Origin of the sequence: Alcaligenes sp. 13f (genome assembly GCF_020496585.1) — a bacterium.
Taxonomy (GTDB): Bacteria; Pseudomonadota; Gammaproteobacteria; order Burkholderiales; family Burkholderiaceae_B; genus Alcaligenes; species Alcaligenes phenolicus.
In genome coordinates this window covers 30,133-55,944 of sequence record NZ_JAHKKC010000022.1, presented here as the reverse complement: position 1 = coordinate 55,944, position 25,812 = coordinate 30,133, and the positions used below count along the sequence as shown (strand labels likewise).

Below are 25,812 nucleotides of genomic sequence, written 5' to 3'. Positions count from 1 at the left end.
CAGGGCCGACTTACCATTGATAACCAATACCCACGGCACCACCGTAATCACCGCGCGAGGTGGTATTGCCCGAGAGCTTGTAAACCCACTTACCGTTATCGGTAATACCGGAGAAACCAATGGCCATACCGGACTCTCCACGCCAGGTACCGCCGGCCATGGACATCATGTGCTTGCCCGGCAAGTAAGCCTGGGGCAGAGACGCTGTTGCCATCGCGGCCGCCACACCTGCACTTAAGCGGTTATCCAGACGATTGATATCGTGGCGAATATTGTTGATCTGACCTTGCAGATTGCCCGCCACCTGATTCAACTGGCTTACGTTGACCGCATCGGTGTCATTCACGCCCGCCGCCACATTGGTGATGTGCTTGCCGGACATATTGATGCCGTTCTCGTTGATGATCGGACCACCGTTATTGATCTGAATTTCATCGGCCTGAACATTCACTGCCGTAATGGAATTGACCTTCAGATCCTGGGACACCGACACCTTGATATCAGCGCCAACGGTCTGGCCTGCATCATTGACCCGGTCCGTCTTGGAGATAACGATGTTGTCCCCTTCAACAAAGCCCACCGTGTTGCCATTGTGGATAGGCGTGCCGTCACCGGAGCCATTATTGCCACCACCTGTGGAGCCGGAACCATTGCCGTTGGAACCACCGGTATTGCCGCCTTCCTTGCCATCCGTCGGTGCTTCAACATTCCAGTGCATGCTGTCCAGAACATCTTTCAAGGAGGAGTGCTGGCCACCGTTGTAGGCAAACGAGCCGTTTCCATCCAGACCAATGAAGGACTCGATAGGCTGGAGCTGACCGTAATTGACGGCATCCGTCGGATTGCGGCCGGCGGCCACATTGGTGATGCGCATATCACCTGCGTTGATGCCAGCCAGGGTAATGCTCGGCCCATTATTGATGGTCAGGCCGGTGTTACCCAGGTGTACGTCGTTTCCTACCGCAACCCCTGCGTTGTTGATGACGGTATCGCCGGTCTTCAGGCTGCCATCAGCACCCAGATCGATGTCCTTGTTCAGCTTGACTTCAACCTGCCCGGAATCATCGGTGCCAGTCTGCTCAACTGTGACATTCTTGTCACCGACAAAGGCAACCTGGCCGTTCGGGCCAATATTGGCGCTATTGCCATCCGCATCGGTCACATTCCAGCCAGCGCTGGCAACGTCATTGACTTGCTTGAGCTGATCTTCGGTGGCCGCCTGACCGCTGGTGTAGTTGTCCGGATCCCAAGTCAGATTGGTCAGTCCGCCGATTCGGCCGGTATCACCATTGATCGTGACCGGGTTTGCTCCGCCCACCACGACCTGCGTGCTGCCGATAGCCGTGCTGTTACCGGCCGCATCGGCCACCGTGATCGAACCTGCGCCTACGGTAGTCGTGTCTCCGGCGGCATTGCTGACCGTGGTGCCGGCCGCAGTCGTGGAGGTCTTGTTACCTGCCCCATCATCCACAGTCAGACCGTCGTTGTTCACGACCGTGTTTCCTGTCTTCAGGCTACCGTCTGCGCCCAGATCAATATCCTTGTTCAGGTTGAAGGCCAGGTCCGTGCCATCACGCGAAATATTGATGTTGCCGTCCGTGTTACTGAAGTCCACCGAAGCGCCAGGCTTCACGTTTTCAGTAGCATCACCATTAGCGCTGATATTCCAGCCTGCGTTGGCAACCTCTGAAACTTCTTTCAGCTGCGATACGTTCACCGCATCGGTGTCATCCGTACCTTCGGCAAGATTGGTGATCTTCTTGCCGTTCATATTGATGCCGGCACCGTTGATCACCGGTCCACCGTTATTGATGGTGATGCTGTTCAGATCCGTCAGATCCTTAGCCATGACCAGGTTCAGCTTGTTGCCGTCACTATCAACACGCAGGTTCTCACCCGTGGACTCTGCGCCCTCGGCCAGTTCACCCGAGATAGTCAACGGTGTGTTGTCACCCAGCGTCTTGGCAATGGTGCTGCCAGTGTTACCCGCAAAACTCAAGCCATCGGCCTGGGTGGCAATTTCGTTACCCTTGTAAGTAACATCGCCGCCGTTATTGACCACAAAGTTGTCGCCCAAACGGGTTTCACCTGTAACAGTCAGGTTGTTAGTGGCGATGCTATCGCCATTGACTACCGTGTCGCCTACGGTGACGCTGTCACCGTTGATCACGGTGTCGCCCACCGTAATGCTGTTGCCCACGGTCAGATCATCAGCCAGATTGAAAGCCAGATCAGTGCCGGTGCGCGTGACGGTGATGTTGCCATCGTCATTGCTGAAGTCCACCGAAGCACCGGGTTTGACGTTCTCAGCAGCAGCACCATTGGCGCTGATATTCCAGCCCGCATTGGCAACGTCCGAGACCTCTTTCAACTGCGACACATTCACCGCATCGGTATCATCCGTGCCAGCATCCAGATTGGTGATCTTCTTACCATTCATATTGATGCCATCGCCGTTGATCACCGGGCCACCGTTATTGATGGTGATGCTGTTCAGATCCGTCAGGTTCTGGGCCATGACCAGGTTCAACTTATTGCCGTCACTATCAACACGCAGGTTCGTACCCGTGGACTCTGCGCCCTCGGCCAGTTCGCCGGAGATGGTCAGCGGTGTGTTCTCACCCAAAGTCTTGGCAATGGTGCCGCCGGTGTTGCCCGCAAAGCTCAAGCCATCATTCAGGTTGGCGATCTCACCACCCTTGTAGATAACGTCGCCGTCGTTGTTGACTACAAAGTTGTCGCCCAGGCGGGTTTCACCCGTAACAGTCAGGTTGTTGGTGGTGATGCTATCGCCATTAACAACCGTGTCCCCAACCGTGACGCTGTCACCGTTGATCACCGTATCGCCCACGGTAATGCTGTTGCCTACGGTCAGATCATCGGCCAGATTGAAAGCCAGATCGGTGCCATCACGCGAGATGACGATGTTGTCATCATCATTGCTGAAGTCCACCGAAGCACCGGGTTTCACGTTTTCAGTTGCACCACCATTAGCACTGATGTTCCAGCCTGCGTTAGCAACGTCCGAGACCTCTTTCAACTGCGACACATTCACCGCATCGGTGTCATCCGTACCAGCGGCCAGATCGGTAATCTTCTTACCGTTCATATTGATGCCGTCACCGTTGATCACCGGACCACCGTTATTGATAGTGATGCTGTTGATGTCTGTCAGGTTTTGAGCCATCACCAGGTTCAACTTGTTGCCGTCACTATCGACACGCAAGTTCGCACCCGTGGACTCTGCGCCTTCGGCCAGTTCACCCGAAATGGTCAGCGGTGTGTCATCGCCCAGCGCCTTGGCAATGGTGCCGCCGGTGTTACCCGCAAAACTCAAGCCATCGGTCTGGGTCGCTACTTCGCTACCCTTGTAGATAACATCGCCCGCGTTGTTGACCTCGAAGTTGTCACCCAAGCGGGTGGCACCCTCAACAGTCAGGTTCGTGGTCGTGACACTATCGCCATTGACGATGGTGTCGCCTACGGTAATGCTGTTGCCGATGGTCAGATCATCGGCCAGATTGAAGGCCAGATCGGTGCCGGTGCGCGTGACGGTGATGTTGCCATCGTCATTGCTAAAGTCTACCGAGCCACCAGGTTTGACGTTCTCAGCAGCTGCACCATTGGCGCTGATGTTCCAGCCTGCGTTGGCAACCTCTTCAACATCCTTCAACTGCGACACGTTCACCGCATCGGTGTCATCCGTGCCAGCGGCCAGATCGGTAATCTTCTTACCGTTCATATTGATGCCGTCACCATTGATCACTGGACCACCGTTATTGATGGTGATGCTGTTCAGATCCGTCAGGTTCTGAGCCATCACCAGGTTCAACTGGTTGCCGTCGCTATCAACGCGCAGGTTGGCTCCCGTGGAGGCTTCGCCCTCGGCCAGTTCGCCGGAGACGGTCAATGGCGTGTTATCACCCAGCGTTTTGGCAATGGTGCTGCCGGTGTTTCCAGCAAAGCTCAAGCCGTCATTCTGCGTAGCAACTTCACTGCCCTTGTAAATGACATCACCCGTGTTGTTAACTACAAAGTTGTCACCCAGACGGGTTTCACCCTGAACAGTCAGATTGTTGGTGGTGACGCTGTCGCCGTTGATCACGGTGTCGCCCACCGTAATGCTGTTACCCACGGTCAGATCATCGGCCAGGTTGAAAGCCAGATCGGTGCCGGTACGCGTGACGGTGATGTTGCCATCGTCATTGCTGAAGTCCACCGAGCCACCCGGTTTCACGTTCTCCGTGGCAGCGCCATTAGCGCTCACATGCCAGCCCTGAGCTGCGTACTTGATCGCGTCGTGCACCGTGTTTTCACCGGTGTCACCGATATTGCTCATGCTCAGACTGCCATCAGAGGCCAGCGTGGCATTGCCGCCCAGGATGTTTTTCGTAGTGTTGGCCACATTACCCAGTACCGAATTCGTGGCATACAACTGGCTGCCATTGATCGCATCTGTGCTGCTGGCGCTGATCCGGCCCGCGGCCACATTCGTTAACGTACGTTTTTCCTCGTCCGTACCCACGCTGACGGTAGCAACAGGACGATCCCCGGCAAAGTTACCGTAAGTCAGCCCGTTCAAAGAGGCATTCGAGGTGCCAACCGCGCCTGCTGTCTCTGCACCATCGCCCAGCGCTACCGAACGTGCATTGCCAGCACGTGCGCCCTGACCAATAGCGACGGCACGGTCGGCCGTGCTGCGGGAACCGTCACCCAGCGCGATCGCCTGCCGCTCAAGAGCCCAAGCGTCCCGGCCTTGTGCAATCGATGCCTCGCCAAAGGCATGAGCGCCCTTGCCCTGTGCCTGCGCAAAGTCGGCCGTAGCCTCGGCCTCACGACCTACCGCGATGCTGCTATTGAACTGGGCAATGGAGTCCGTTCCCAGCGCAATCGAATCGCGGTTCTTGTCCTGATTTTCGACATCAGGATTAGATTGGCCGGAGCGAGCGTTAGTACCCATTGCAATACCGCGCGCCGCAAAGGCTTTGGCATCCGTACCGCTGGCTTGGGAATTACCGGCTGTTGCCTGTGACCGAGTACCAAACGCCATGGCGTCATTAGCCGTTGCCGTCGCGTTGCTACCCTGAGCGATACCGCGAGCCGCATTCACCACCGAATTTTTACCGATCACAATCCCTTCCACGGCTGTGGAACTGGATTCTGTACCGATCACAATCGAGTTCTCGACCGAGGGACCGTTTGCCTGACGATCTGTGTAGGAATCCCGGCCAATGACAATGGAGTTCTTGTCACGGCTGACAACGTGCGTACCAATTGCCACGCCGCTCTCGTCCCGCGCTTCAGATTGGGAGTTGCCGATAGTCGTGGAATTCAGCCCCAAGCCCTTGATGTTGTGTCCCAGCACAACAGATGACGCTCCCTCTGCCCCTGCCATATGCCCGATGGCAACGGAGTCCTTCTCCTTGGCGGTCGCATCCGGGCCGATGGCAATCGAATCAATGGCGGAGGCAGCAGCACCATTATTATTCTTGTTGCCCTTGTCCACACCACCATCATTGACGCTGAAGTAACCAGTCTTGCTATCGGCAATCTGCTGGCCCCAGTCCTCGCCAACCTTCTCGGCCAGCTTTTCATAATCCACAGTCGCACCCAGCGTCACCTGATCAACAGCCGACTGCAACTGGCGCACGTTGACAGCATCGGTGTCATTGGCACCGTCTTCCACGTTCACTATACGACGAGTGAACTCACTGCCCGACTGGCTGCTACCAACGGAAACGGCACTGCCATTGAAGCCTCTATTGGTGAACTTGCTCAAGCCAGACACATCGCTTTGTGCGGCATGCGAGTTCAAACCCAGGGCTACAAAATTGCTGTCTGCATGTGCATTAGGACCAATGGCTGTACCCGTTCCCAATGCCGTTGTCTGACGGCCCACCGCAACCCCGGTATTACCGGCAATCGCCTTGTACCCAATCGCCACGCCTTCTGTTTCAGCGCCGGAGTCCTCACCAATACCGATCGCACGGTTTGATGACAGCCCCCGATTCGCATTCTTGCCCAGGCTGACATTGCTATCGCCAATGATATTCTGGCCAGCATCTCGGCCAAGTGCCACGTTCTCGTTGCCATCCACGCCATTGCCGGTGCCATCACCCAACGCCACATTGAACTGACCTTTGACGTTCTGACCACTGGCCTGACCGATGGCTATATTATGCGAACGATCACCCGGCAGATGATTGCCAGTCGCCCGGCCAGCACCATTACCGATAGAGATATTGTTTTCTGCATCAGCCTGAGCATCCAGACCCAAGGCGATCCCGTTAGCCCCGCTGGCCTGTGCCTGCATACCCAAGGCAAGCGCATTATTTCCACTCGCCGCTGCTTCGCGGCCTACCGCAACGCTGGCCAGACCGCTGCTCTGACTATCCTTGCCAATCGCAATGGCCGCCTCCGGTTTGGGTCGACTGTCTGCGCTGGCGACACTGGCACCGTCACCCAATGCAATCGCGCTCTGGGCATCGGCCAAAGCGCCCTGCCCTGCAGCGATACTGCGATCACCCTCTGCCTTGGACTCAGGGCCAATTGCAATGGATTCTTCGCCGTTCGCCTCTGCGTCAGGCTGCTCTGAATTGGCACGGAAATACTTCACACCAGGATTGGTATCATCCACACCCAAGGCGGTCAGACGATCGTTGATCGTCACCAACCCTGCTTCAGCCGTTCCAATGCGGCTGCCATGATCAGCAATAACCGTTTCATTGTTCGAGATTCGGGTGTCATGGGCCGTAATGGCTGTTTCATTATCCGTAATCCGGGTGTCATGACCCGTAATGGCCGTTTCATTGTCCGTAATGCGAGTCCCATGATCCGTCAGAGTGGACTCATTGCTCGTGACCCGCCCTTCCAGCCCATCAATCTTGCCGGTATTGGTCTGCACCTCAGCGGACGTAACATTGAGCTGCGCCTGGGTCGCCACAGACTCACCACCCACCGTAATCTGATCGGCACTCAAGGCGCCGGAGATCGTCAGGCTACTCAACCCCACGATACTGCCACCGCCCGTAAACCGGATGGAGCCGCCTGGGCTGGTGAAGTCAATAAGGTTGTTCTGACCGTCGCCTGGAATCTCGACTGCCGCCCAGGCATTGCTCATCGCCAATGCGCTTGCTGTCAACAAGGCGAGCCATCCCATGCGTGCGGAAAAAGACGCACGCTTTCCTCCTTTTACGCACGAGGAACTGCGCTTGCCTTTCGCTTTTTTATGCTCAGAAACGGCAACAAATGTTCCCGTTTGCTCATTCCAGATGGTTTTGTAGACGTGATTCATCTCTGTTCCTGATCCTTTAAGGAATACGTGTTGAGTGCTACGTGGGTGTGAGTAGGGTTGAAACTGTCTCGAACGCACAAAGGCTCCGCCCCCTCCCAGGGGGGCAGGACGCAGGGAGGTTGTATGAAGTAGCCTTGGACGGCGTGCGCGCCGGCATCGACGCTCAACTGGAAATCCAGGGCAGTCTCAATTCCTTCGGCGATGACGTATTGGCTGATGCCACTCGCGGCATGAACCCAAGAATGAAGGGTGGCAAGGCCATCCCTGTCCCGTGCCTGATGCACCAGGGACTTATCAATTTTTATGACCTGGGGACGGATCTGCCGAGCCAGACCCAGAGTGTTGAATCCGGTCCCAATATCATCAATGGCAACTTTGCAACCCAGGTCACGCAAGGTGCACAGCAAGCTGGCAGCAGCGTCCTGATCAAAGACAGAAGCCGTTTCGGTAATTTCCAGGGTCAGACGACTGGCCAGTTGCGGCGCACCACGCAGCACCGCAATCAGCAGCCGCCACCACGGCCCCTGTTGCAAAGACAAGGGGGAAATATTGCAGGCAAGGTGAACATCCGGATAACGCTCCAGCACCTGTACCACCGACCAAAGAACGCTGGCATCCAGGCGTTCGGTCACATGCAAGCGCTCTATGGCCTGAACAACCTGCGCACAAGAAACGGGCTCAGTACTGTTCTGCGCATCATCCCAGCGCAACAGCACTTCGTAGTACAGAACCTGCTCGCGATCCTGCACAAAGACCACAGGCTGAAATGACAGGGCAACCTTCTCGTCCCGCATGTCTGCAAAGAAACGAGTCGCCAAAGCCATGTCGCGCCGAGTCTGTTCGCAAACGGGAGGCTCAAGCTCGGAGAAGGCAATGGTGCTGGCCAGAGACTGCAAATGAGACAGGCAAACCGGACGGTCCCCCGATGCTTCAACCCAGGCCGGAACAACATTGACCAGGATGCGGTCCGAGCCGCAGCGAACGGGTTCGTAGCACAACGCCGCTTTGACTCGTTCCAGAAACAGGTCCTTGTCAAACTGGGTGGGCAGACGACAATTCGTCAAGCCAATCAACACCACTTGATCAAGCACCAGAATGTCGCTGCGTGTTATGCCGTAGGGACGCAGACGCACCGAAATGGCGGACAAAAAGGCTTGCTGGAACAGGCGCGCATCGTAGGCCTGGGCAAGCATTGCCAGTCTTCGCAAGCCTAAAAGCAAATAGCTGCTTGAAGGAGTAACTTGCTGCAACCAGCAAGACAATGACTCTAGCGACTGGACGCCCATTACGCGCCCCGCATCGCTGGTTGGCACTCTGGACGCTGTGCGTGAATCAGCGTCTGGCTTTCCACCTGACAGCGGTCAAAAAGCCTCCTTTATGTCAACATCGATTCCATAACAAATAGACACGTTTGTACGTGAAAATTACGCTGAAAAGGATCATTTCGATGCGCTATTCGGTTGGGACTAAAAGGAGGCTTCTTGTCAAAATCGCAAGCCTATTTACGCCTTTTCTTAACCATTGTTGACGCTTGCCTATGGCTGGCTGCAACGTTCTTCAGAAAGTGCATCGGCCAGACCTGCTTCGTGTTGACACACATGTGGCCGCCGCTAACACTTAATCAGTATCTGCATCTGAAACACAGCGTTAATAAAAAATTACGTAATAGTTTTTATTGCAGTACGAGCTACCTCAATCGCCGTTTACGTGGCAGCAGGTTTGCATGCGGTTAGTAAAACTTGACATCGCGTGGCCAACATTCCACTGGGACCATCTTGGGTTTACTAACATCGATTGCACTGAGATGTAGTCGAGTGGGAGGGGGGAGGCTGCGCTTTGCGCTAGGAAGATGGGTACTATGAGTAAGAAATATGGATATGCACGCGTTTCAACACAGGATCAAAACCTGGACCTACAGATCGCGGCTTTAAAAAAGGTGAATTGTGATCATATCTATACGGATAGAGGGATATCCGGGGCTAAAGCAACACGTCCAGGATTGAATCATCTGCAGCGAAAACTGAAATCGGGTGACACGCTTATTGTCTGGCGTCTGGATAGGCTGGGCCGATCACTACGCTATTTGGTCGACACGATCGATCGTTTAGGCAAAGAGAATATCCATTTCATTTCCTTGACGGAAAATATAGACACGACAACATCGGGTGGTAGATTGCTGTTTCATATGATGGCCGCCCTGGCTGAGTTTGAACGCTCGCTGATTAGCGAACGCACTCGCGCAGGAATGGCAGCAGCGCGTGCCAATGGCAGGCCACTAGGCAGACGTCCTGCCTTATCACCCGCCCAACATAAAGAAGCCCTTATTGCGTTGACCAATCAAGTTCCGCTGGACATCGTTGCCAAAAAATATGACGTGCATCCCAGGACGATACGCCGCATCAAGGCCATGGCCTCGACATAGCGGGCTCAACGCAAGTGACTTTATTAGTCAGCATTGCCGCCAGACAACTAGGTGGCGGCAATGATCTGTAGGGGAACAGGGCAAGCACCCTACCGCCTTTTACTGCACCAGCTGATTCATCTCGATAATTGGCAGCATCACGGCCAGAACAATCAACAGCACCAAACCACCCATCAGCAAAATCATCAAAGGTTCCAGCAAGGCGGTCATGGTCAGGGCTTTGCGCTCCAGCTCGGTTGATAAGGTCGTCGCGGCCCGATCCAGCATGGGTGCCAGTTCGCCGGTTTTTTCACCGCTGGCAATCAGTTGGACTAATAGCGGCGGGAACAAGGCACTGCGCTGCAAAGCGGTCGCCAAAGGCAGACCCTCGCGCACATGAATAGCGGCCTGATTCACGGCATCGCGCAAGGCCAGATTGGACACAGTACGCCCGGCCGCTTCCAATGCCGTTAGCAAGGCCACATTGCTGCCAGCCAGAATGGCCAGCGTGGCAGCGAAGCGAGCGGTATCGACACCCAGCAAGTAGCCCCCCAGAACGGGTACGCTTAACAGACGCCGATGAAAGGCCAGCTTCAAGGTCGGCTGTCGCAGCAAAAAAGCCACCAGGCCAGCCGCCAGTAAGAGCACAACAAATAACACCAGGCCCCATTCACGCAGCAGATCACTGGCGCTGATCATGACCCGAGTCAGCATGGGCAGTTGCTGTTTGGCTTGGGTGAAGGCCCCTACCACTTGCGGGACGACGTAGCTCAGCAAAAACACCACCATCGCCACCGAAATCAGACTGACAATGGCAGGGTAAATAAAGGCCGTCAGCACCTTGCCACGAAGGGCGCCGCTATCCTCGATAAAGCTGGCCAAACGATCCAGCACTTGCTCCAGCTCGCCCGACTGCTCCCCTGCTCGTACCAATGCCCGATAGATTTCCGGGAAGTCGCGCGGGTGATTCGCCAAGGCATCACTCAAGCTTTGCCCTGCCCGAATATCCGCACGCAGGGCTGCCAGCAATTGCACCAATGGCCGACGCGTCGCCTGCTCAATCACCACTCCCAGGCTGGCCTCCAGAGACAAGCCCGCCGCCACCAGACTGGCTAACTGACGAGTCAGCCAGGATAACTCGGTACGACGCAGACCCGCACTGCGAGCACGGGCAGCGGCTCGGCTACGGCCCGCCTTCAGGGAAACCGTCAGCAACCCTCGGGACAGTAATTGCTGACGCGCCAGCCGTTCGCTCTCGGCCTCCAGCACACCCCGCTCGCTGCGTCCGGCCTGATCCACCGCCTCATAGTGATAAGTACCCATGCTCTTTCGCCCCCTTATAACTCGCGCGTGACGCGCAATACTTCTTCAGGGGTACTGATGCCCTGCTCTACCCAACGCTGGGCGTCCTCGCGCAAACTACGCATGCCCGATTCACGCGCGGCCTGACGCAAGGCAGGTTCGGCTCCGGCAGCATTCAACAAGTGCTGGGCACGTTCATCGATGCGATACAGCTCGTGAATCCCGGTACGGCCTTGATAACCCGTGTGAGCGCATTGCTCGCAACCGTCAGGACTGGCCCGATACTGCCCGTGCTCGGCAGGCTGACGACAATGTTGGCACAGCTTGCGTATCAGCCGCTGGGCCAGCACCCCACGCAAGGTAGACGCCAGCAAGAAAGGTTCCACACCCATATCGACCAAGCGAGTCGCGGCGGACACGGCATCGTTGGTGTGCAAGGTGGCCAGAACCAGGTGGCCTGTCAGAGACGCCTGCACCGCAATCTGTGCGGTTTCCAGATCCCGAATTTCCCCGATCATGATGATGTCCGGGTCCTGTCGCAATATGGCACGCAAGGCACGTGCAAAGCTCAACTCAATACGGGGATTGACCTGCGTCTGGCCTACGCCGGGCAAGTCATATTCAATCGGATCTTCCACCGTCAGCACATTGCTGCGGGCTGTATCGACACGGCCCAGAGCGGCATACAAGGTGGTGGTTTTACCGCTGCCGGTAGGCCCGGTAACCAGCACAATGCCGTGTGGTTGATGAATCAGCTCATCGAGCTGAGCCAGGATGTCCGGGGCCATGCCCAGACGCTCCAGCTCCAGTTGCCCGGCTGACTTGTCCAGCAAACGCATTACGGCGCGTTCGCCATGTCCGGTAGGCAGGATCGAGACACGCAGGTCCAGGGCCCTGCCCCCCACTTTCAAGGCAATACGACCATCTTGCGGCAACCGTTTTTCGGCAATGTCCAAACTGGCCATGATCTTGATACGTGACACCAGAGCACCATGCAAGGCTCTGCGCGGGCTGACAATATCGCGCAAACGGCCATCCACCCGGTAGCGCACCACCGAATGGGTTTCATACGGCTCCAGGTGTATGTCACTGGCACCATCCCGCACCGCCTGGGTGAACAAGGCGTTGATCATGCGGATGACCGGCGCATCGTCCTGGTTTTCCAGCAAGTCGGTGACAGCAGGCAGTTCCTGCATCAGACGATCCAGGTCTACCTCGTTGGCGGCCGCATCCACCACGCTGGCGGCATCGTCGCCCTGTGCGTAACTGGCATCAATCAAGGTATCCAGTTCCGCATCAGGCACTTGGCGCTCGTCCAGCTCGGGGTAGCGTCGCCGCAATTCCACCAAGGCCCAATCCGGTGTGCGTTCGCTAATGACCAGCGTACCCACACCTTGCTGCTGCGTCAGCACCGCACGGTGCTGACGTGCCCAGGAGTACGGCAGGCGGGTCATAAGGTCTCTCGCAAGTCCACAGTTCCGGACGAGCCTGCGGCCTGCGGCAAGACCATGTGTCCCGCATCCGGGTGGAACCAGGTGGAGCGATCCGGCAAGCCTGTCTGCACGGCACGCATATAGTTGTAGCGGTCCAAAGACAGGCTTTGGCTATCTTGGGCATTACGCACAATATGAGGGCGCAGGAACACCATCAAATTGGTTTTGGTGCGCTTGCGTTTCTCGTATTTGAAGAGGTTGCCCACCAACGGAATATCGCCCAGCAAGGGAACCGATTGCTGACCATCCTCAATCGAGTCTTCCAATAAGCCGCCCAGCACAATAATCTGCCCATCATCGACCAGGACATTGGTACTAAGGGCACGTTTACGCGTGACAGGCGCGCTGGGCGATACCGACATAGTAGGATCCAGGCTGCTGACCTCCTGGTACAGAGCCATCTTGACGGTCCCACCTTCGGAAATCTGCGGACGCACTTTCAGGGTCAGGCCCACATCCTCGCGCTGAATGGTCTGAAAGGGATTACTGGCCCCATCACCCGTGGTCGTGTACTGCCCCGTCACAAAGGGCACGGTACGGCCCACCATGATGCTGGCTTCTTCGTTATCGAGCGTCATCAGGTTGGGCGTGGACAGAATATTGATGCCGCCCTGGCGCTCCATCGCCCGGGCCAGGACGCCCAGATTGACAATCTGCTGGCCCAGCACGTTCACCGTGCCTTTGACCACGCCCAGACTTAAACCCGCCGCCAAAGAATCCAGCGTGGTCACCCCGGCCTTGTTAATCCCGCTGCCGCCCAGATTGGCGCCCCCGACAAAACCTGAACCTCCATCGGCAATATTGCCACCGCCTGTCATCCACTGGATGCCAAACTCGGCCGCATTCTCCGCATTCACCTCCACAATCAGGCTCTCGACCAGCACTTGAGCGCGACGTTGATCCAGTTGATCGATCACTTCACGCAAGCTGCGGTAAACCGGATCAGGGGCCGAAATGATCAGCGTATTCGTGGATGGATCAGCCTGCACAGTGGCACCGCCAGCGCTAAAGGCCACGGTGCCGCTGGCATTGTTTGCGGCGCTCAACCCCATCTCGGCCTGAGGCTGCTGCTTGGCGGTGGCCGACGTGTCCATGGCTTTGGCACCGCCGGTGGTGCTGGCGTTGGCGGCGGGTGCCAGGCTATTGCTGTTCGCCTGTTGATTCCCGGTACTCGCGTTCCCCGAAGGCGCTTGCCCAGTCAAGGCCCCCCGCAGCACTTCAGCCAGCTGCACCGCCTGGGCATTACGCAAATAGACCACATGCAAATTACCCTTATTGCTTTCCGGGCTGTCGATACGGCGTATCAGATCGCGCGCCAGATCCAGACGGGCCGGACTGCCTGCCCGCACCAGCACGGAATTACTGCGCGGATCAGCCACTACGGTAATGCGCTGCGCCACATCGTTGCCGGGCGTGTCCAGCATTTGCGAAGCCAGTGCCGCCACGTCCAGAGCTACTCCGTAATCAATCGGGATGATGTCGGTATTCAAGCCTGCGGGGGTATCAATCCCAGCAATCACCTGGGCAATACGATCCAGATTGTCGCCATAGTCCGTTACGACCAGAGTGTTATTGGACGGGTAGGCATTGATAGGGTTGTTGGGCGAAATCATGGGCCGCAACACAGGCACCAAGGCCGTGGCGTTTTCATAACGCAGGGTGAACACACGGGTTTCCAGCTCGCCACTGCCGCTGGCCCCCGCACCCGCGGCACGCACGGCACCACCTTGTTGACGCGCTTCGGCTTCGGGCACCACGCGGCTGACCTTGCCATTACGCAACACGGCAAACCCTTGCATGCGCAGGGCAGACAACAGCATCTCGTAGGCGGTACGGGCATCGACCGGTACTTCGGACACCAAAGTCAGTTGTCCTTTTACGCGAGGGTCCACGATGAAGTTCTGGCCGGTAAAACGGGCCAAGGCAGCCACAACCCCATCCAGCTCGGCATCCACAAAATTCAGCGTGATGTCGTTGCCTTGCGGGAACTCGGCCGGGTCGGGCAAGTCGATCGGGGCGGCACTGCCCCCGACACGTTGTGGAACCCGACGTGTCACGGCCGGAGGCGAGGTATTGCTATTGGCAAAGCGCGGGTCAGCCTGAGTGCTACGAACAGGCGTCTTGCCTACCGAGGCAAAAAACGAAGAAGGATCGGGGCCGGGCTCAGGTTTCTGACCATTGCTCGCACAGGCGCTCAACAGCACGGCTGCACCCAGGCCTAAAAGGAAGCGAGGCCGCAGCCCAGGAAGTCGTTTAGTCAAGGTACTCATAGTCAAAATATCGTTATTCCTGCTTGCTAGTCGTTGTGGCTATTCGCCATTGGGTCACACCCTGACGCTGAGGCCCCAAGGCCTCCAGTAACTCTTTGAATCGTTGATCGTCGGCTTGTCTGGCTTGGGCGCGTCCTTCAAACAGCCCGCCATCCGGCCCCCACTGACCTTGACCTGCCAAGGTCAAATCCCCCGCCAAGGTACGCAGGCTTAACTGCACGCCCTGCCCCTTGCGGCTGACTGCCAATTGGTAATCACCCAGCTCGGCCTGGGCCGCCAGCGCGGAGCGTGCATTACGCCAATCCAGCTCCAGCAACGGCCCGTTTTCAGCGGCCAGAGCCTGACTGGGCCAGCGCAGCTGCAATTGCCCTTGCGGTTGCACGGTCTGCAACAAAGGATGCAAACGTCCTAACAGCGCGGCGGGAGCGGTCAGGCTTTGGCCCGAAATACGCCAACCTTGCAGGCTGGCTTGCAGGCGCACAGGCTGATCCAGCCAGCCATGGCTCAACTCCATTTGCGGCCAGGGTGCCAAACGCCAACGCCAGTTGACAGGACCGGGAACAGTGCGGGCCAACAGACCCGAACCCACTACCAGCAAGCCTTGACCGGAGGCCAGGCTGCCATGGGCGGTTTCCAGCCGTAGCGGCAACTGCTCGGGCTGCCAGGCCAGCATCATGCGGGCAGGCAGAAAGGGCACGGCGGCCAGCAGCAGACACAGCGCCAGCAAAACCCACCCCATGATCTTGGCCAGCTTTTTCATGAAGGCTCTCCTGCACGCAGCACAATGCGGCTATCCAGCAGACCGGCGCGTTCACGGCTATCGACCACAGAGCGACTCATGCTGACTTCCTGCACGGCAAAGCCCAGCACGCGGGGGGCGTGCATCAGCCAATCCATCAAGGCAGGAGCGGCCACAGCCTGGCAGACCAGAACACGTTGCTCGGCCTGTGACTGCTCTGTCTGACACTGGGTACCCAAGGTCTGCAAGCTGCGCTGCAACGCCTTGTCTTGCCCTTGTCCATCCACAGGCGCGACCAGCTCTTTATCCAGCACCTGAATTTGCGACAGCACGGTTTGCAGCTGCGCCATCTCGTACTGCAGACGAGGCAGCTCCTGTTTTGCCAAGGCCAGATCACGAATGGCAGGACGTAAGAGCAACAACCACAGAAACATCAAAACCAGCAAAGCGCCCAATACCGACAAGGCCAATTGATCCCGACGGCCCAAGGCTTGCCAGTACTGTCTTGCCAGGGCGAGCTTGCTTTGTACGGTCAGCCATACAGGCTGAAGTGCGGTGAATTTGCTCATTGCGGCGCCCCCTGCTGGCTGGCTGCTTGCGCTGCTTTGCTAAAGCCGATTTCCCATTGGCGGGCAGACTCGCCCTGCTTCCACTCCAGATCCGATTCAGCCGGCAAAGGCTGCGCGGCCAGTTCGCTGGCCAGCGTCAAATGCAATTGCTGATCTTTGAAACTCAATGCCCGCACCTGTCCTTGCAAAGCAGGCCACTGCACGGCGCTGGCCATCAATAAACGATCAAAGGGAGCCGAGGCCGGGCTTTTCTCGGTCAGCAAACCATCACGATGCTGTCTGGCCTGCGTCAAGGGTGCAACGATAACGGGCAGGTGTGGCAAGGCTTGCCGAACCGCCTGCTCCATCTGGGTCTGTACCTGTTTCATCTGTGATCGCAACGATTGCGCCTGCTGCTGCAAGACCAAGGTCCAGCTCAAGATGGCGGCCAAAGTCCACCACAGGCTTTGTCGTAGCACGCTGCTACCACCATTCGACGCCATCTCTGGCATCAGCAAGGAGCAGGCCGGCACCGTCAAGTTTTGGCCCTGGCCCTGCCTGTCTTGTTCATGGCCATCGGACCAGGCGTAAACCCCGCTCAAAGGCAGTCCCAACTGACGCGCCTGCTCCCCCAAAGCCAGCAAAGGCTGGCGCTCCGTCCAGGCCAATTGACTCATCCCGGACGGCCCCGGTGCCGAACAGGCCACCCACACCTGTTCGATAGGACTCAAGCACATAGGCTCGACCGCACTACACGCCACAGCCTGCCGCCGCGAGGCGCTGACCGAGGGAATACGCGCTTCCGTCACCGTCGCCATACCTGCAGGCAGGACCAGCTCCAAAGAGCGGGCCAGGCCCTTGAACTCCTGCACCTCTCCCCGCCCATGGCGCAATACCCTGGCGCGCTTGTCCCGCAGCACAAAGTCCACCGGCTGATCCAGCCTTGGCGGAGAGTCCAAATAAATACGCAGCACTTTGCTCATCACTTCAACGAATCCAGACAATCCGGCTGCGGTCCGCAGCCCTGTTGATCAGGGCCTGGGTTGCCACCCGGCTATGGTCAAGTCGTAACTCGCCACTTAATAAAAACCATTCACTGCGCACGCTCAGCGTTTGCCCCTCCAGCGCCTCCTGACGTTGGAGGCGGGCCTGCACATCGGCCTGATCCCGAAACCACTGGCCCCGGTCGCGCTGCTCCAAGAGGCCACGCCATTCCACCAGGCTGACGGAAGGCTGCACGGCCGCCAGCACCTGGGCACTGGCGGTATTCACGTTCACGGATTTGGCTTGCGGCAAATAGCTCAGATATGGCTCCAGCTGCTTGGCCTGTTGCTCTGCATTGGGAAAGAAATCCTGCAAATGAGAGGGCCAAGGCGCTTGCCCGGCCTGTGCCCGCTCCAATCGCTGGGCCAGCTCCAAAGCCAAAGAGGGTTCCTGCTGCACACTGCCCAGCAATTGCTCCAATGCCTGCACATAGCGGGCCTGAATGCGGCCATCGCGCAGCAATAAAGCCAGATTGAATTTGCCCTGCTCATCCTGGATATAGCCGGAGAAGTAAGCCGCACGGGTCTTGTCCGGAGTCTCTATCTTCAGCTCGCTCAGGGCCTGCGCCCACAGTCCACCTTTGTGCGTCACAGCGGAGCGCTGCGAGTCCAGACGCAAGACCAGCACAGCCCAATCCAGCGCGCCGCGCAGCAACCAGTTGGCCTGCATGTAATCGCGCTCGCTGGCCAACTGGGTTGCCAGCCCACTTTGACGCTGGACGATGCCCATGGTGGCAATGGACACCGCCATCACGACCACCAGCGCATTGATCACCGCCATGCCTTGTTGAGATGCCCGTTTCATAGCAGCATCACCACCTTGCGATACGGGTGCTCCTGCCCTTCCAACTGCACTGTCAGTTCTATGCCTGTAGCGGCTGCCCCGGCTTGATCGGGCCACGGCCAGCTTTGCCAGCCACGCGCCGGAATCCAGATACGCAAGTTCCAGGCGGTGACCTGCTCCAGCACATCTTGCAAGGGGCCCAACTCGGGCAAGGGGTAAACCGTTCCTGCCTGGGCAATCGCCCGTTGCAACACGCCTTGCTGCAAACGCCATTGAATCTGCTGGGTTCCCGCTCCGGCTTCGGCGCGACGTTCAATCATCAGGATGGCCGGGCCTTCGCCCTTGGCTTGCCAGCGAATACTGGCGGGCAACACCGCCATCGCCCCCGTCGGATCCGCAGGACCTGGCGCGGTGGGCAGATGCAACTCCAGATCCCGGCCCATTTGGGACAAGACATTGAACAAGGCCTGGGTCTGGCGCGCCTGTCGGCCAAGCTGCTCATCCGCGTGCAAGACCGCATCCAGGCCACGCCAGGACATCAGACTGATCAGGGCCATGATGGTCAGGGCCACCAACATTTCCACCAAAGTGAAACCTTCCTGGCTCGCGTCTGTCATGGCAAGGACGCCAAGGTCGCGTGCAACTCGGCCAGCACGGGGCCTTGAGGCAAGAAAGCTTGTACTGTTACCTGACGAAAAAAGCGATTGGCCGTGGCCTGCACGGTTTGCTTGCACTGCAAGTTCAAGGAACCCTGACGACAAGGCACAACGGTTTCACCCGGATCGGGAAACAGGCGGCGCAGCCGCATCTCGGCCACCACACCATCGGCTGCCAACAGAGCCAGGCTACGTTCATGCATGGCCTGGCTACCAGAGGCGCTAAGGCCCAGTGCACGCAATCCGGCGGTCAAGGCCACCGAGACGATCGCCAGCGCAATCAATACTTCAATCAAACTCATGCCACGCTCTGTCATGACTGCACATCAAAACGGCCCGTCGGGTCACTGCGTAAATGCAGGACCTCGTGACCATCATCCAGCTCCAGCTGACGCGGCACGGACAACCATTCATTCACAAAAACCCACGGTCCCGCCGGCTCCAGGCGCACACGCACTGATTCCAAAGTCCAGGATCGTTGAGGAAACAACTGGGCAAAGCGGGCCTGATCGCGCAGCCAGCCCGGTGTGGGGCTGGCACCATCCGTAGCGTCCGGGATCAAGCTGAAGCGATAGCCCTGCTGATCCGCACTCCAGACGACGCTACGCCCGCTTTCACGCACATAGCTTTGCAGTTCGGCCAGACGCAGAGCCAGTTGACGGGCTTCTCGCTGTATCCCCTGATCCCGGTCCAGCACCAGCACGCTTAAACCGGCGCTGCTGACAATGCCCACGATCAGCAAGACCACCAAGGTCTCGATCAAGGAAAAGCCCCGCTGAGCCACATCAGTCCCAATTGCCTATGTCGGCATCACTGCCCGACCCACCGGCCTGCCCATCCGCCCCCAGCGAGAACACATCAATCTCGCCATGAACGCCGGGTTGCAGATACTGGTACGGATTGCCCCAAGGGTCGTTGGGCAGGCGGTCCATATAAGGACGCCAGTTGCGTGGCTCGGGAGGCTGGGTGGGACGCTGATGCAGTGCCGCCAAACCTTGAGCGGTACTGGGGTAACGGCCGTTATCCAGACGGTACAGCTTCAGGGCCTGTGTCAGGGCAGCAATATCCTGACGAGCGGCGACGGCACGTGCCTGATCGGGACGGTCCATCAGACTGGGGACAACCAGGGCCGCCATAATGCCCATGATGACCACCACCACCATGACCTCAATCAGAGAAAAACCTTGTTGAGCGCGGGACTGAACAGAGCCGGCCAAACGGCGTGCCGGACAGCGAGATAAAGTAGATCGAGACATGAAGGAAATAAGCTACCCAAAAAAACCCAAGCTCTTGTCATACGGGCTTCATGCAGCACACGCACACTAAGAGCCCTTAAGACAGCCATCTCGGCCGTCTGCCAAAGCACTATGCGATGCAGTCTAAATGGGTATTATTTCCGCCATATTTCCGTCACATCTTTGGTTGCGTCTGTGTCAGGCCGGTATCGCTCTGGCCCTGATCAATTTGCTGATCAACCTGTTCCTGCCCTCGGATGGGACCATTGCGCCAGTACTGGAAGAAGACCACCGCGAACAGATCAGCACGCAGCAAATTGCGCAGTGGTTTGGAGGCAGCACCGCGCTGCCCGAGTTGCGTTTGCATGGCATGATCGTAAGCGGCCAGTCGGGGGCAGCCCTGCTCAGCATCAATCAACAGCCGGTACGTGCGTATCGCCCTGGCCAGGAGCTGGCACCGGGTGTGCTGCTGGATTCGCTGCAACGCGAACACATTGTGATTACGGTAGATGCCGTGCCTCAACAAATCGCCACCGAGCGCAAAGGCCCCGCCATCATTCCCGGTATCCAGCAAGGGGCTAAGCCCTGAATTGAAGAGTTAGCAGTATGATTTAAAGCTGTCTTTCTTCTTCACCCTGGTGGGTATGCCTGCTTTACTTCGTCACTGGTTTGACAGCCTGCGCCCCAAGTCGCTGGCCATTGCACGCCCTGAAATGCTGCGTGCGACGCTAGGCGCCACGCTTAGCGTGTTGTTGGTTTCCTCTCTTAGCCTGTACCTGTCGGATTTTGCACATACGCATCATTGGTTGGTGGCGTCCCTGGCTGCCAGCGCCTTGCTGATTTTTCTGGTGCCAAGCAGCCCGTTGGCACAGCCCTGGAACATATTGCTGGGCAATCTGGTGGGCGCACTCACAGGCATTACCTGCGCAGTGCTGCTCCCTCATCCGATTGCTGCCATTACGATGGCCGTCTGCGTTGCCATGCCCATCATGCTGGCCCTGCGCTGCGTGCATCCTCCCAGTCTGGCAATGGCGGTCTTTCCCGCTCTGAATGGTATTCAGAACTACGACTTCGTCCTGTTTCCGGTGCTGTTTGACTCCTGCGTGCTGATCCTTCTGGGCATGCTGTACAACCGCCTGACCGGCGTGGCTTATCCGCCGGTACATAAACCCGCAACACGCCCAGCCGCCACGCCAGCCCGCTTTACGGACCAGGATTACGATGCGGCTTTAAGCCACTACAACCAGACGCTGAACATCAGCCACGATGATCTGGAAAAGCTGGTCAGCTATGTGCACCAGTCTGCCTTCCGACGCAATCTGGGCACACGCCGCTGCTCCACCCTGATGAATGATGCGCCTCTGTCCTGCCTGGTCAGTACGCCCTTGCAGCAAGCCTGGGACATGATGCGCGAGCGCAAGATCAAGGCCTTGCCCGTGCTGGATCAGAACAAGCACGTGATTGGCATCCTGGCCCTGTCGGACTTCTTGCAACGCGCCGGACTGGATCAGCCGGATAATCTGCGCCAGCGACTCAAGCGCTTCTTGAGCCCCCGACAACGTGCAGCCCCCACAGTGGCCGAGATCATGACTGCGCCTGCCGTCACCGCCAACGCAAACTGGTCGGTGGCAGAGCTGATTCCCTTGTTCAGCCAGGGCCGCCACCGTCACATGCCTGTGGTCAATGACCATAAAGAGTTGGTAGGCATGATTACCCAATCTGACCTGATGCTGGAGCTGTTCAGAATCCTGCAGCCACCACGCGGCAAGCAGGACTGAATATAAAGATTCAGCCCAAAAAAATCCCCACTGCTTGCCATCGCCAAACAGTGGGGACAGATCGGCACCCGTGTGTCTAGCACAGGCGCAGAACCTTGTTACTCGGCCTGCAAGACACCCCGGCGCAACTGATCGCGCTCGATGGATTCAAACAAGGCCTTGAAGTTGCCTTCACCAAAACCATCATCGCCCTTGCGCTGAATGAACTCGAAGAACACGGGGCCCATCAAGGTTTCAGAGAAAATCTGCAGCAAGAGACGGCGGTGGCCACCTTCCGATGTTCCGTCCAGCAAAATGCCACGGCTTTGCAGTTCTGCGGTGGGTTCACCGTGTGCAGGCAGGCGGCCTTCCAGCATCTCGTAATAGGTTTGTGGCGGTGCGGTCATAAAGCGCATGCCCATGGCCTTGAGCTTGTCCCAGGAGGCGATCAGATCGTCGGTCAGGAAAGCCACGTGCTGAATGCCTTCACCATTGAACTGCATCAGGAATTCTTCGATCTGGCCCGAGCCCTTGGCAGATTCCTCGTTCAGGGGAATGCGGATTTTGCCATCGGGGGCGGTCATGGCCTTGGACGTCAGGCCGGTATATTCGCCCTTGATGTCGAAATAGCGAATCTCACGGAAGTTGAACAGGTGCTCATAGAACTGGGCCCAGTAAGCCATGCGGCCGCGATACACGTTATGGGTCAGGTGATCGATCTCTTTCAGGCCTGCGCCCACAGGATGACGATCCACGCCGTCCAGGTAAACGAAGTCAATATCGTAGATGGAGTTGCCTTCACCAAAACGGTCGATCAGGTACAGAGGGGCACCACCAATACCCTTGATGGCAGGCAGACGCAGTTCCATCGGTCCGGTAGGAATATCGACAGGCTGGGCACCTAGTTCCAGCGCCCGCTCGTAGGCCTTTTGCGCATCGCGCACCCGGAACGCCATGCCGCAGGCCGAAGGGCCATGCTCGGCGGCGAAGTAAGCCGCGTGGCTCTTGGGCTCTTCATTCAGGATCAGGTTGATCTCGCCCTGGCGATACAGGGACACTTTCTTGGAGCGGTGTACCGCCACTTTGGTGAACCCCATCATCTCGAAGACAGGTTCCATCACACCAGGCTGGGGAGCGGCAAATTCGATGAACTCAAAGCCCATCAGGCCCATTGGATTTTCGAACAAGTCAGTCATAGCAGACTCCAGTTGCAATCAGGTAATCAAAGATGGCGTAAAAACGCCTTGAAACTTGGGCTCAAGCCTTGCAGGGGGGCGCGCAGGATACCCCACGCACACTGCGTGCCAAGTGATCACCAAACAACAATTGAAATCCCAGAAACCTCACAGGCTCAGCTCCAGTGGGCGGGAAGCCGAAATGCATTCCCATCGCCGACATTTATTATCAGGTAAACAGGCCTTTTTTCGATATAGAGCATTACCCTAGAGGCTTCAATCACCTGCTCTAGCGCGCCAGCAGCTGGGGTACCAAAGAGACCAGCATCGCAATGCCGGACAGGGTCAGCAGACTTAAAACAAGGGCTCGAAACGTGCTTTGGCTAATGCCCACATACAGGCGCGCGCCCGCCAGCACAGGGATCAGCACAGCCAGCATCACCAGTCCTATAGACGGCAACATGGACAGCAGAATAGAACCGGAAGCAATATAGGCCAGCAAAGTTACCGACAAGGTCGCCAGATTGAAGTTTTGTATAACGGCGCGCTGCTCATCTTTGGGCAGCCCGGTCATGGTGGTCCACAAGGTAGGAATCACCCCCGTCATCCCACCGAGCCCGCCCATGATGCCGCCTATCAAACCCGACACGGCATTGGCCAGACGGCTACGCACCCTCACATGGCCCAAACGGCTGGACATCAGCATGATCGGGCACCAGATCACCATCAAGGTTCCTAAAAACGCCTTGAATACGGCTGCATCCAGGAAAGGCAGCAAATAGATCCCCAAAGGCACACCAATCAGGCCGCCGGCCAGAAACGGCAACAGGATCTGCCAATAAGAGGTACGCCGCCGGGTGAAGGCGGCAATCATCTGCCCTGTCCAGGCACCGCATACCGCCAGCACCGCCGCCAGTTGAGGCTCCAGAAACCAGGCCCAGCAGGACATGGCCACCATGCCAAAGGCAAAGCCCGACAAACCCTGCACAAAACCCGCCACAATGGCGCCAACAGCCACCGCCCAGTAAACCGACTCCATCATCCCCCGCTGCTCCTTGCCTGTAGACAAGCGACAGTATCTCTCTTTACGAATCGAGCGGGCAGAAAAAAGCCTCCACAATGGAGGCTTCCCAAACTGTTACCGGCGTCGGCCAAGACTGGCCAATCAGGCCTGGTTCAGATTGGTTCAGGCTGGGTCAGCAGCACGCAGATCACGAGGTTGGATCAGCGATTCGGCACGCAACACGTCATTCAGGGTCTCGGCATCCATCAAACCACGCTTGAGAACCACGTCACGAATATTGGTACCTGTCTGGAAGGCTTCGGCGGCAACCGAGGTAGCCGCTTTGTAACCGATGAACGGGTTCAAGGCGGTGACCAGGGAAATGGAACGCTCGATATTGCTTTCCAGGCATTCACGGTTGGCAGTGATACCTACCACGCAGAACTGGGTCAGCGTGTCGCAAGCATTGCTCAACAAAGCCATGCTACGCAGCAAGGAGTGAATAATCACAGGCTCAAACGCGTTCAGCTGCAACTGACCGGCTTCAGCAGCCATGGTCACGGTCATGTCGGCACCAATCACTTCAAAGGCAACCTGGTTGACCACTTCAGGGATCACGGGGTTGACTTTACCGGGCATGATGGACGAACCAGCTTGCACGGCGGGCAGACAAATTTCACCCATACCAGCACGAGGACCGCTGGAGAGCAGACGCAAGTCGTTGGACAGCTTGGACAGCTTGACGGCAGCGCGCTTCAACACACCCGACAGGTGCAGGAAACCGCCGCAATCCTGAGTGGCTTCGATCAAATCGTCAGAGACACGCAGTTGAACACCGGACAGATCGGACAAGGCAGCCACAGCCAGCTGAGCATACTCAGGGTGAGCCGTAATGCCGGTACCAATAGCCGTACCGCCCAGATTCACGTCACACATCAGCTTGCGCGATTCTTTCAGACGCACGATGTCTTCGTTGATCATGGTGGCAAAGGCGTTGAACTCCTGACCCAGGGTCATGGGCACAGCATCTTGCAACTGAGTGCGGCCAATCTTCATGTACGAGGAGAATTCCTCGGACTTTTTCAGGAAGGCGTCGCGCAGACGTTCCATGGCGGCAAACAGCGGGTCCAGCGAACGGTAGGCAGCCAGGTGCAAAGCCGTTGGATAGACATCGTTGGTGCTTTGGGCCATGTTCACATCTTCATTGGGGTGAAGATACTGGTACTCGCCGCGCTTGTGACCCATATGTTCCAAGGCCAGGTTACAGATAACCTCGTTGGCATTCATATTGGTCGAGGTACCTGCGCCGCCCTGAATCATGTCTACCACGAAATGCTCATGGCACTTGCCCGCTTGTACGGCCTGACATGCAGCCACAATGGCGTCGTGCTTATCCTGCTCCAGCAAACCCAGTTTGAAATTGGCCTGAGCAGCTGCCTGCTTGACCAGCGCCAGAGCATTAATCAGTTCCGGGTAAGTTGAAATAGGCGTACCGGTAATGTGGAAATTCTCCTTGGCACGCAAGGTATGAACACCATAATAGACTTCATCGGGGACTTGGCGGTCTCCCAGCAAATCATGTTCGATACGGAACTGACTCATAATTCCTTCGTTTCCTTAATAACGATAGCAAGACTTTTTTGATACGCCTCATACTCAATCCCGGACTACAAACGGAACAAAGCCCTACCATTTCTTGCGAACTTGGCAGGGGCTCGGGGACATGCTGGCAAATACCGCTAATAAGCTTTGGATAATGCTTGTATCCAATTCCGGAAAGCAAAGGCCCGTAAAAAACGGGCCTCTATTGCAATCCGCCAAGCGGGGTGAATGATCCAACCGCCTTTTTTGAAGGCATCGTCGAGCTCGGGAAGCGCTTTGAACATTGTAAACGCCGAGCGCTCACATGCACGTCGTTTTGCGGTTTTTCTTGAGTTGGGCCGCCTTGTCTTCCTGACTGACAGTTGAAAACTCGCTTAATTTAGCGGTGTATCTCCGATATAGCTCGCTCATCATGTCTGTAACAAGAGTCTGGCGCTTTGGACACGAGCGTTGCGCGCTTGCATCATTTTGATGCGTTCAAGCCATAAGACTCACAACACAAGATCAAAA

Annotated in this window: 19 protein-coding genes; 3 read left to right on the top strand and 16 right to left on the bottom strand. The window is 57.2% G+C overall.

Going from position 1 to position 25,812, the window contains the following annotated elements; genetic code table 11:
- Positions 1-10 precede the first annotated feature (10 nt).
- Positions 11-7,294 (bottom strand): YadA-like family protein, encoded by a 7,284-nt coding sequence (locus KOE80_RS16550; RefSeq protein ID WP_226349529.1) that lies wholly within the window; start codon positions 7,292-7,294, stop codon positions 11-13.
- Complete coding sequence (locus KOE80_RS16545) at positions 7,291-8,487, bottom strand: EAL domain-containing protein (RefSeq protein ID WP_170978584.1); 1,197 nt, start codon at positions 8,485-8,487, stop codon at positions 7,291-7,293. The genes KOE80_RS16550 and KOE80_RS16545 overlap by 4 nt, the downstream gene beginning before the upstream one ends.
- A 665-nt stretch (positions 8,488-9,152) precedes the next feature.
- Here KOE80_RS16545 and KOE80_RS16540 point away from each other — a divergent pair.
- Positions 9,153-9,716 (top strand): recombinase family protein, encoded by a 564-nt coding sequence (locus tag KOE80_RS16540; protein WP_035271953.1) that lies wholly within the window; start codon positions 9,153-9,155, stop codon positions 9,714-9,716.
- 99 nt (positions 9,717-9,815) lie between these two features.
- Here the strand turns inward: KOE80_RS16540 and gspF are convergent, their stop codons facing one another.
- Genes gspF through gspG form a run of 11 tightly spaced genes read right to left on the bottom strand, consistent with a single transcriptional unit; the run spans position 9,816 to position 19,786 of the window.
- Positions 9,816-11,018: a type II secretion system inner membrane protein GspF gene (gene gspF / locus KOE80_RS16535; RefSeq protein WP_035271952.1), complete on the bottom strand. Its 1,203-nt coding sequence runs from the start codon at positions 11,016-11,018 to the stop codon at positions 9,816-9,818.
- A gap of 14 nt (positions 11,019-11,032) precedes the next feature.
- The gene (gene gspE, locus KOE80_RS16530) at positions 11,033-12,451 is read right to left on the bottom strand and encodes a type II secretion system ATPase GspE (RefSeq protein WP_060186973.1); all 1,419 of its coding nucleotides are present in this window, start codon (positions 12,449-12,451) and stop codon (positions 11,033-11,035) included.
- Positions 12,448-14,760, bottom strand: coding sequence for a type II secretion system secretin GspD (gspD, locus tag KOE80_RS16525; RefSeq protein WP_226349528.1), 2,313 nt, complete (start codon positions 14,758-14,760; stop codon positions 12,448-12,450). The genes gspE and gspD overlap by 4 nt, the downstream gene beginning before the upstream one ends.
- Positions 14,761-14,773: 13 nt before the next feature.
- Positions 14,774-15,520 carry a type II secretion system protein N gene (gspN, locus tag KOE80_RS16520; protein ID WP_088450704.1) on the bottom strand — a complete coding sequence of 249 codons (747 nt, stop codon included), beginning with the start codon at positions 15,518-15,520 and terminating at the stop codon, positions 14,774-14,776.
- Positions 15,517-16,068 (bottom strand): type II secretion system protein GspM, encoded by a 552-nt coding sequence (gene gspM / locus KOE80_RS16515; RefSeq protein ID WP_226349527.1) that lies wholly within the window; start codon positions 16,066-16,068, stop codon positions 15,517-15,519. The genes gspN and gspM overlap by 4 nt, the downstream gene beginning before the upstream one ends.
- Positions 16,065-17,030, bottom strand: a complete 966-nt coding sequence (locus KOE80_RS16510; protein WP_226349526.1) for a GspL/Epsl periplasmic domain-containing protein — start codon at positions 17,028-17,030, stop codon at positions 16,065-16,067. The genes gspM and KOE80_RS16510 overlap by 4 nt, the downstream gene beginning before the upstream one ends.
- A 4-nt stretch (positions 17,031-17,034) precedes the next feature.
- Positions 17,035-17,895, bottom strand: coding sequence for a type II secretion system minor pseudopilin GspK (gene gspK / locus KOE80_RS16505; protein ID WP_035271940.1), 861 nt, complete (start codon positions 17,893-17,895; stop codon positions 17,035-17,037).
- Complete coding sequence (locus tag KOE80_RS16500) at positions 17,892-18,491, bottom strand: type II secretion system protein J (RefSeq protein WP_035271938.1); 600 nt, start codon at positions 18,489-18,491, stop codon at positions 17,892-17,894. The genes gspK and KOE80_RS16500 overlap by 4 nt, the downstream gene beginning before the upstream one ends.
- Positions 18,488-18,847: a type II secretion system minor pseudopilin GspI gene (gene gspI, locus KOE80_RS16495; RefSeq protein WP_083053158.1), complete on the bottom strand. Its 360-nt coding sequence runs from the start codon at positions 18,845-18,847 to the stop codon at positions 18,488-18,490. Before gspI ends, KOE80_RS16500 begins: the two co-directional genes overlap by 4 nt.
- A complete protein-coding gene (locus KOE80_RS16490) occupies positions 18,844-19,314 on the bottom strand; it encodes a prepilin-type N-terminal cleavage/methylation domain-containing protein (RefSeq protein WP_226349524.1) in 471 nt (156 codons plus the stop codon). The genes gspI and KOE80_RS16490 overlap by 4 nt, the downstream gene beginning before the upstream one ends.
- 1 nt (position 19,315) lies before the next feature.
- Complete coding sequence (gene gspG, locus KOE80_RS16485) at positions 19,316-19,786, bottom strand: type II secretion system major pseudopilin GspG (protein ID WP_203145521.1); 471 nt, start codon at positions 19,784-19,786, stop codon at positions 19,316-19,318.
- A 127-nt stretch (positions 19,787-19,913) separates the two neighbouring features.
- On the opposite strand from gspG, the gene KOE80_RS16480 reads away from it, so the two are divergent.
- Positions 19,914-20,354 carry a hypothetical protein gene (locus KOE80_RS16480; RefSeq protein ID WP_009460079.1) on the top strand — a complete coding sequence of 147 codons (441 nt, stop codon included), beginning with the start codon at positions 19,914-19,916 and terminating at the stop codon, positions 20,352-20,354.
- Positions 20,355-20,409: 55 nt separating this feature from the next.
- Positions 20,410-21,543: an HPP family protein gene (locus tag KOE80_RS16475; RefSeq protein WP_009460080.1), complete on the top strand. Its 1,134-nt coding sequence runs from the start codon at positions 20,410-20,412 to the stop codon at positions 21,541-21,543.
- 98 nt (positions 21,544-21,641) lie between these two features.
- Here the strand turns inward: KOE80_RS16475 and hppD are convergent, their stop codons facing one another.
- The 3 genes from hppD to aspA all read right to left on the bottom strand — a co-directional run bounded on the left by hppD (position 21,642) and on the right by aspA (position 25,302).
- Entirely contained in the window at positions 21,642-22,718 is a 1,077-nt protein-coding gene (hppD, locus tag KOE80_RS16470; RefSeq protein WP_026484753.1) for a 4-hydroxyphenylpyruvate dioxygenase, read from the bottom strand.
- A gap of 268 nt (positions 22,719-22,986) precedes the next feature.
- A complete protein-coding gene (locus KOE80_RS16465; protein ID WP_226349533.1) occupies positions 22,987-23,736 on the bottom strand; it encodes a sulfite exporter TauE/SafE family protein in 750 nt (249 codons plus the stop codon).
- 147 nt (positions 23,737-23,883) lie between these two features.
- Positions 23,884-25,302: an aspartate ammonia-lyase gene (aspA, locus tag KOE80_RS16460; RefSeq protein WP_009460082.1), complete on the bottom strand. Its 1,419-nt coding sequence runs from the start codon at positions 25,300-25,302 to the stop codon at positions 23,884-23,886.
- Positions 25,303-25,812: the final 510 nt, after the last annotated feature.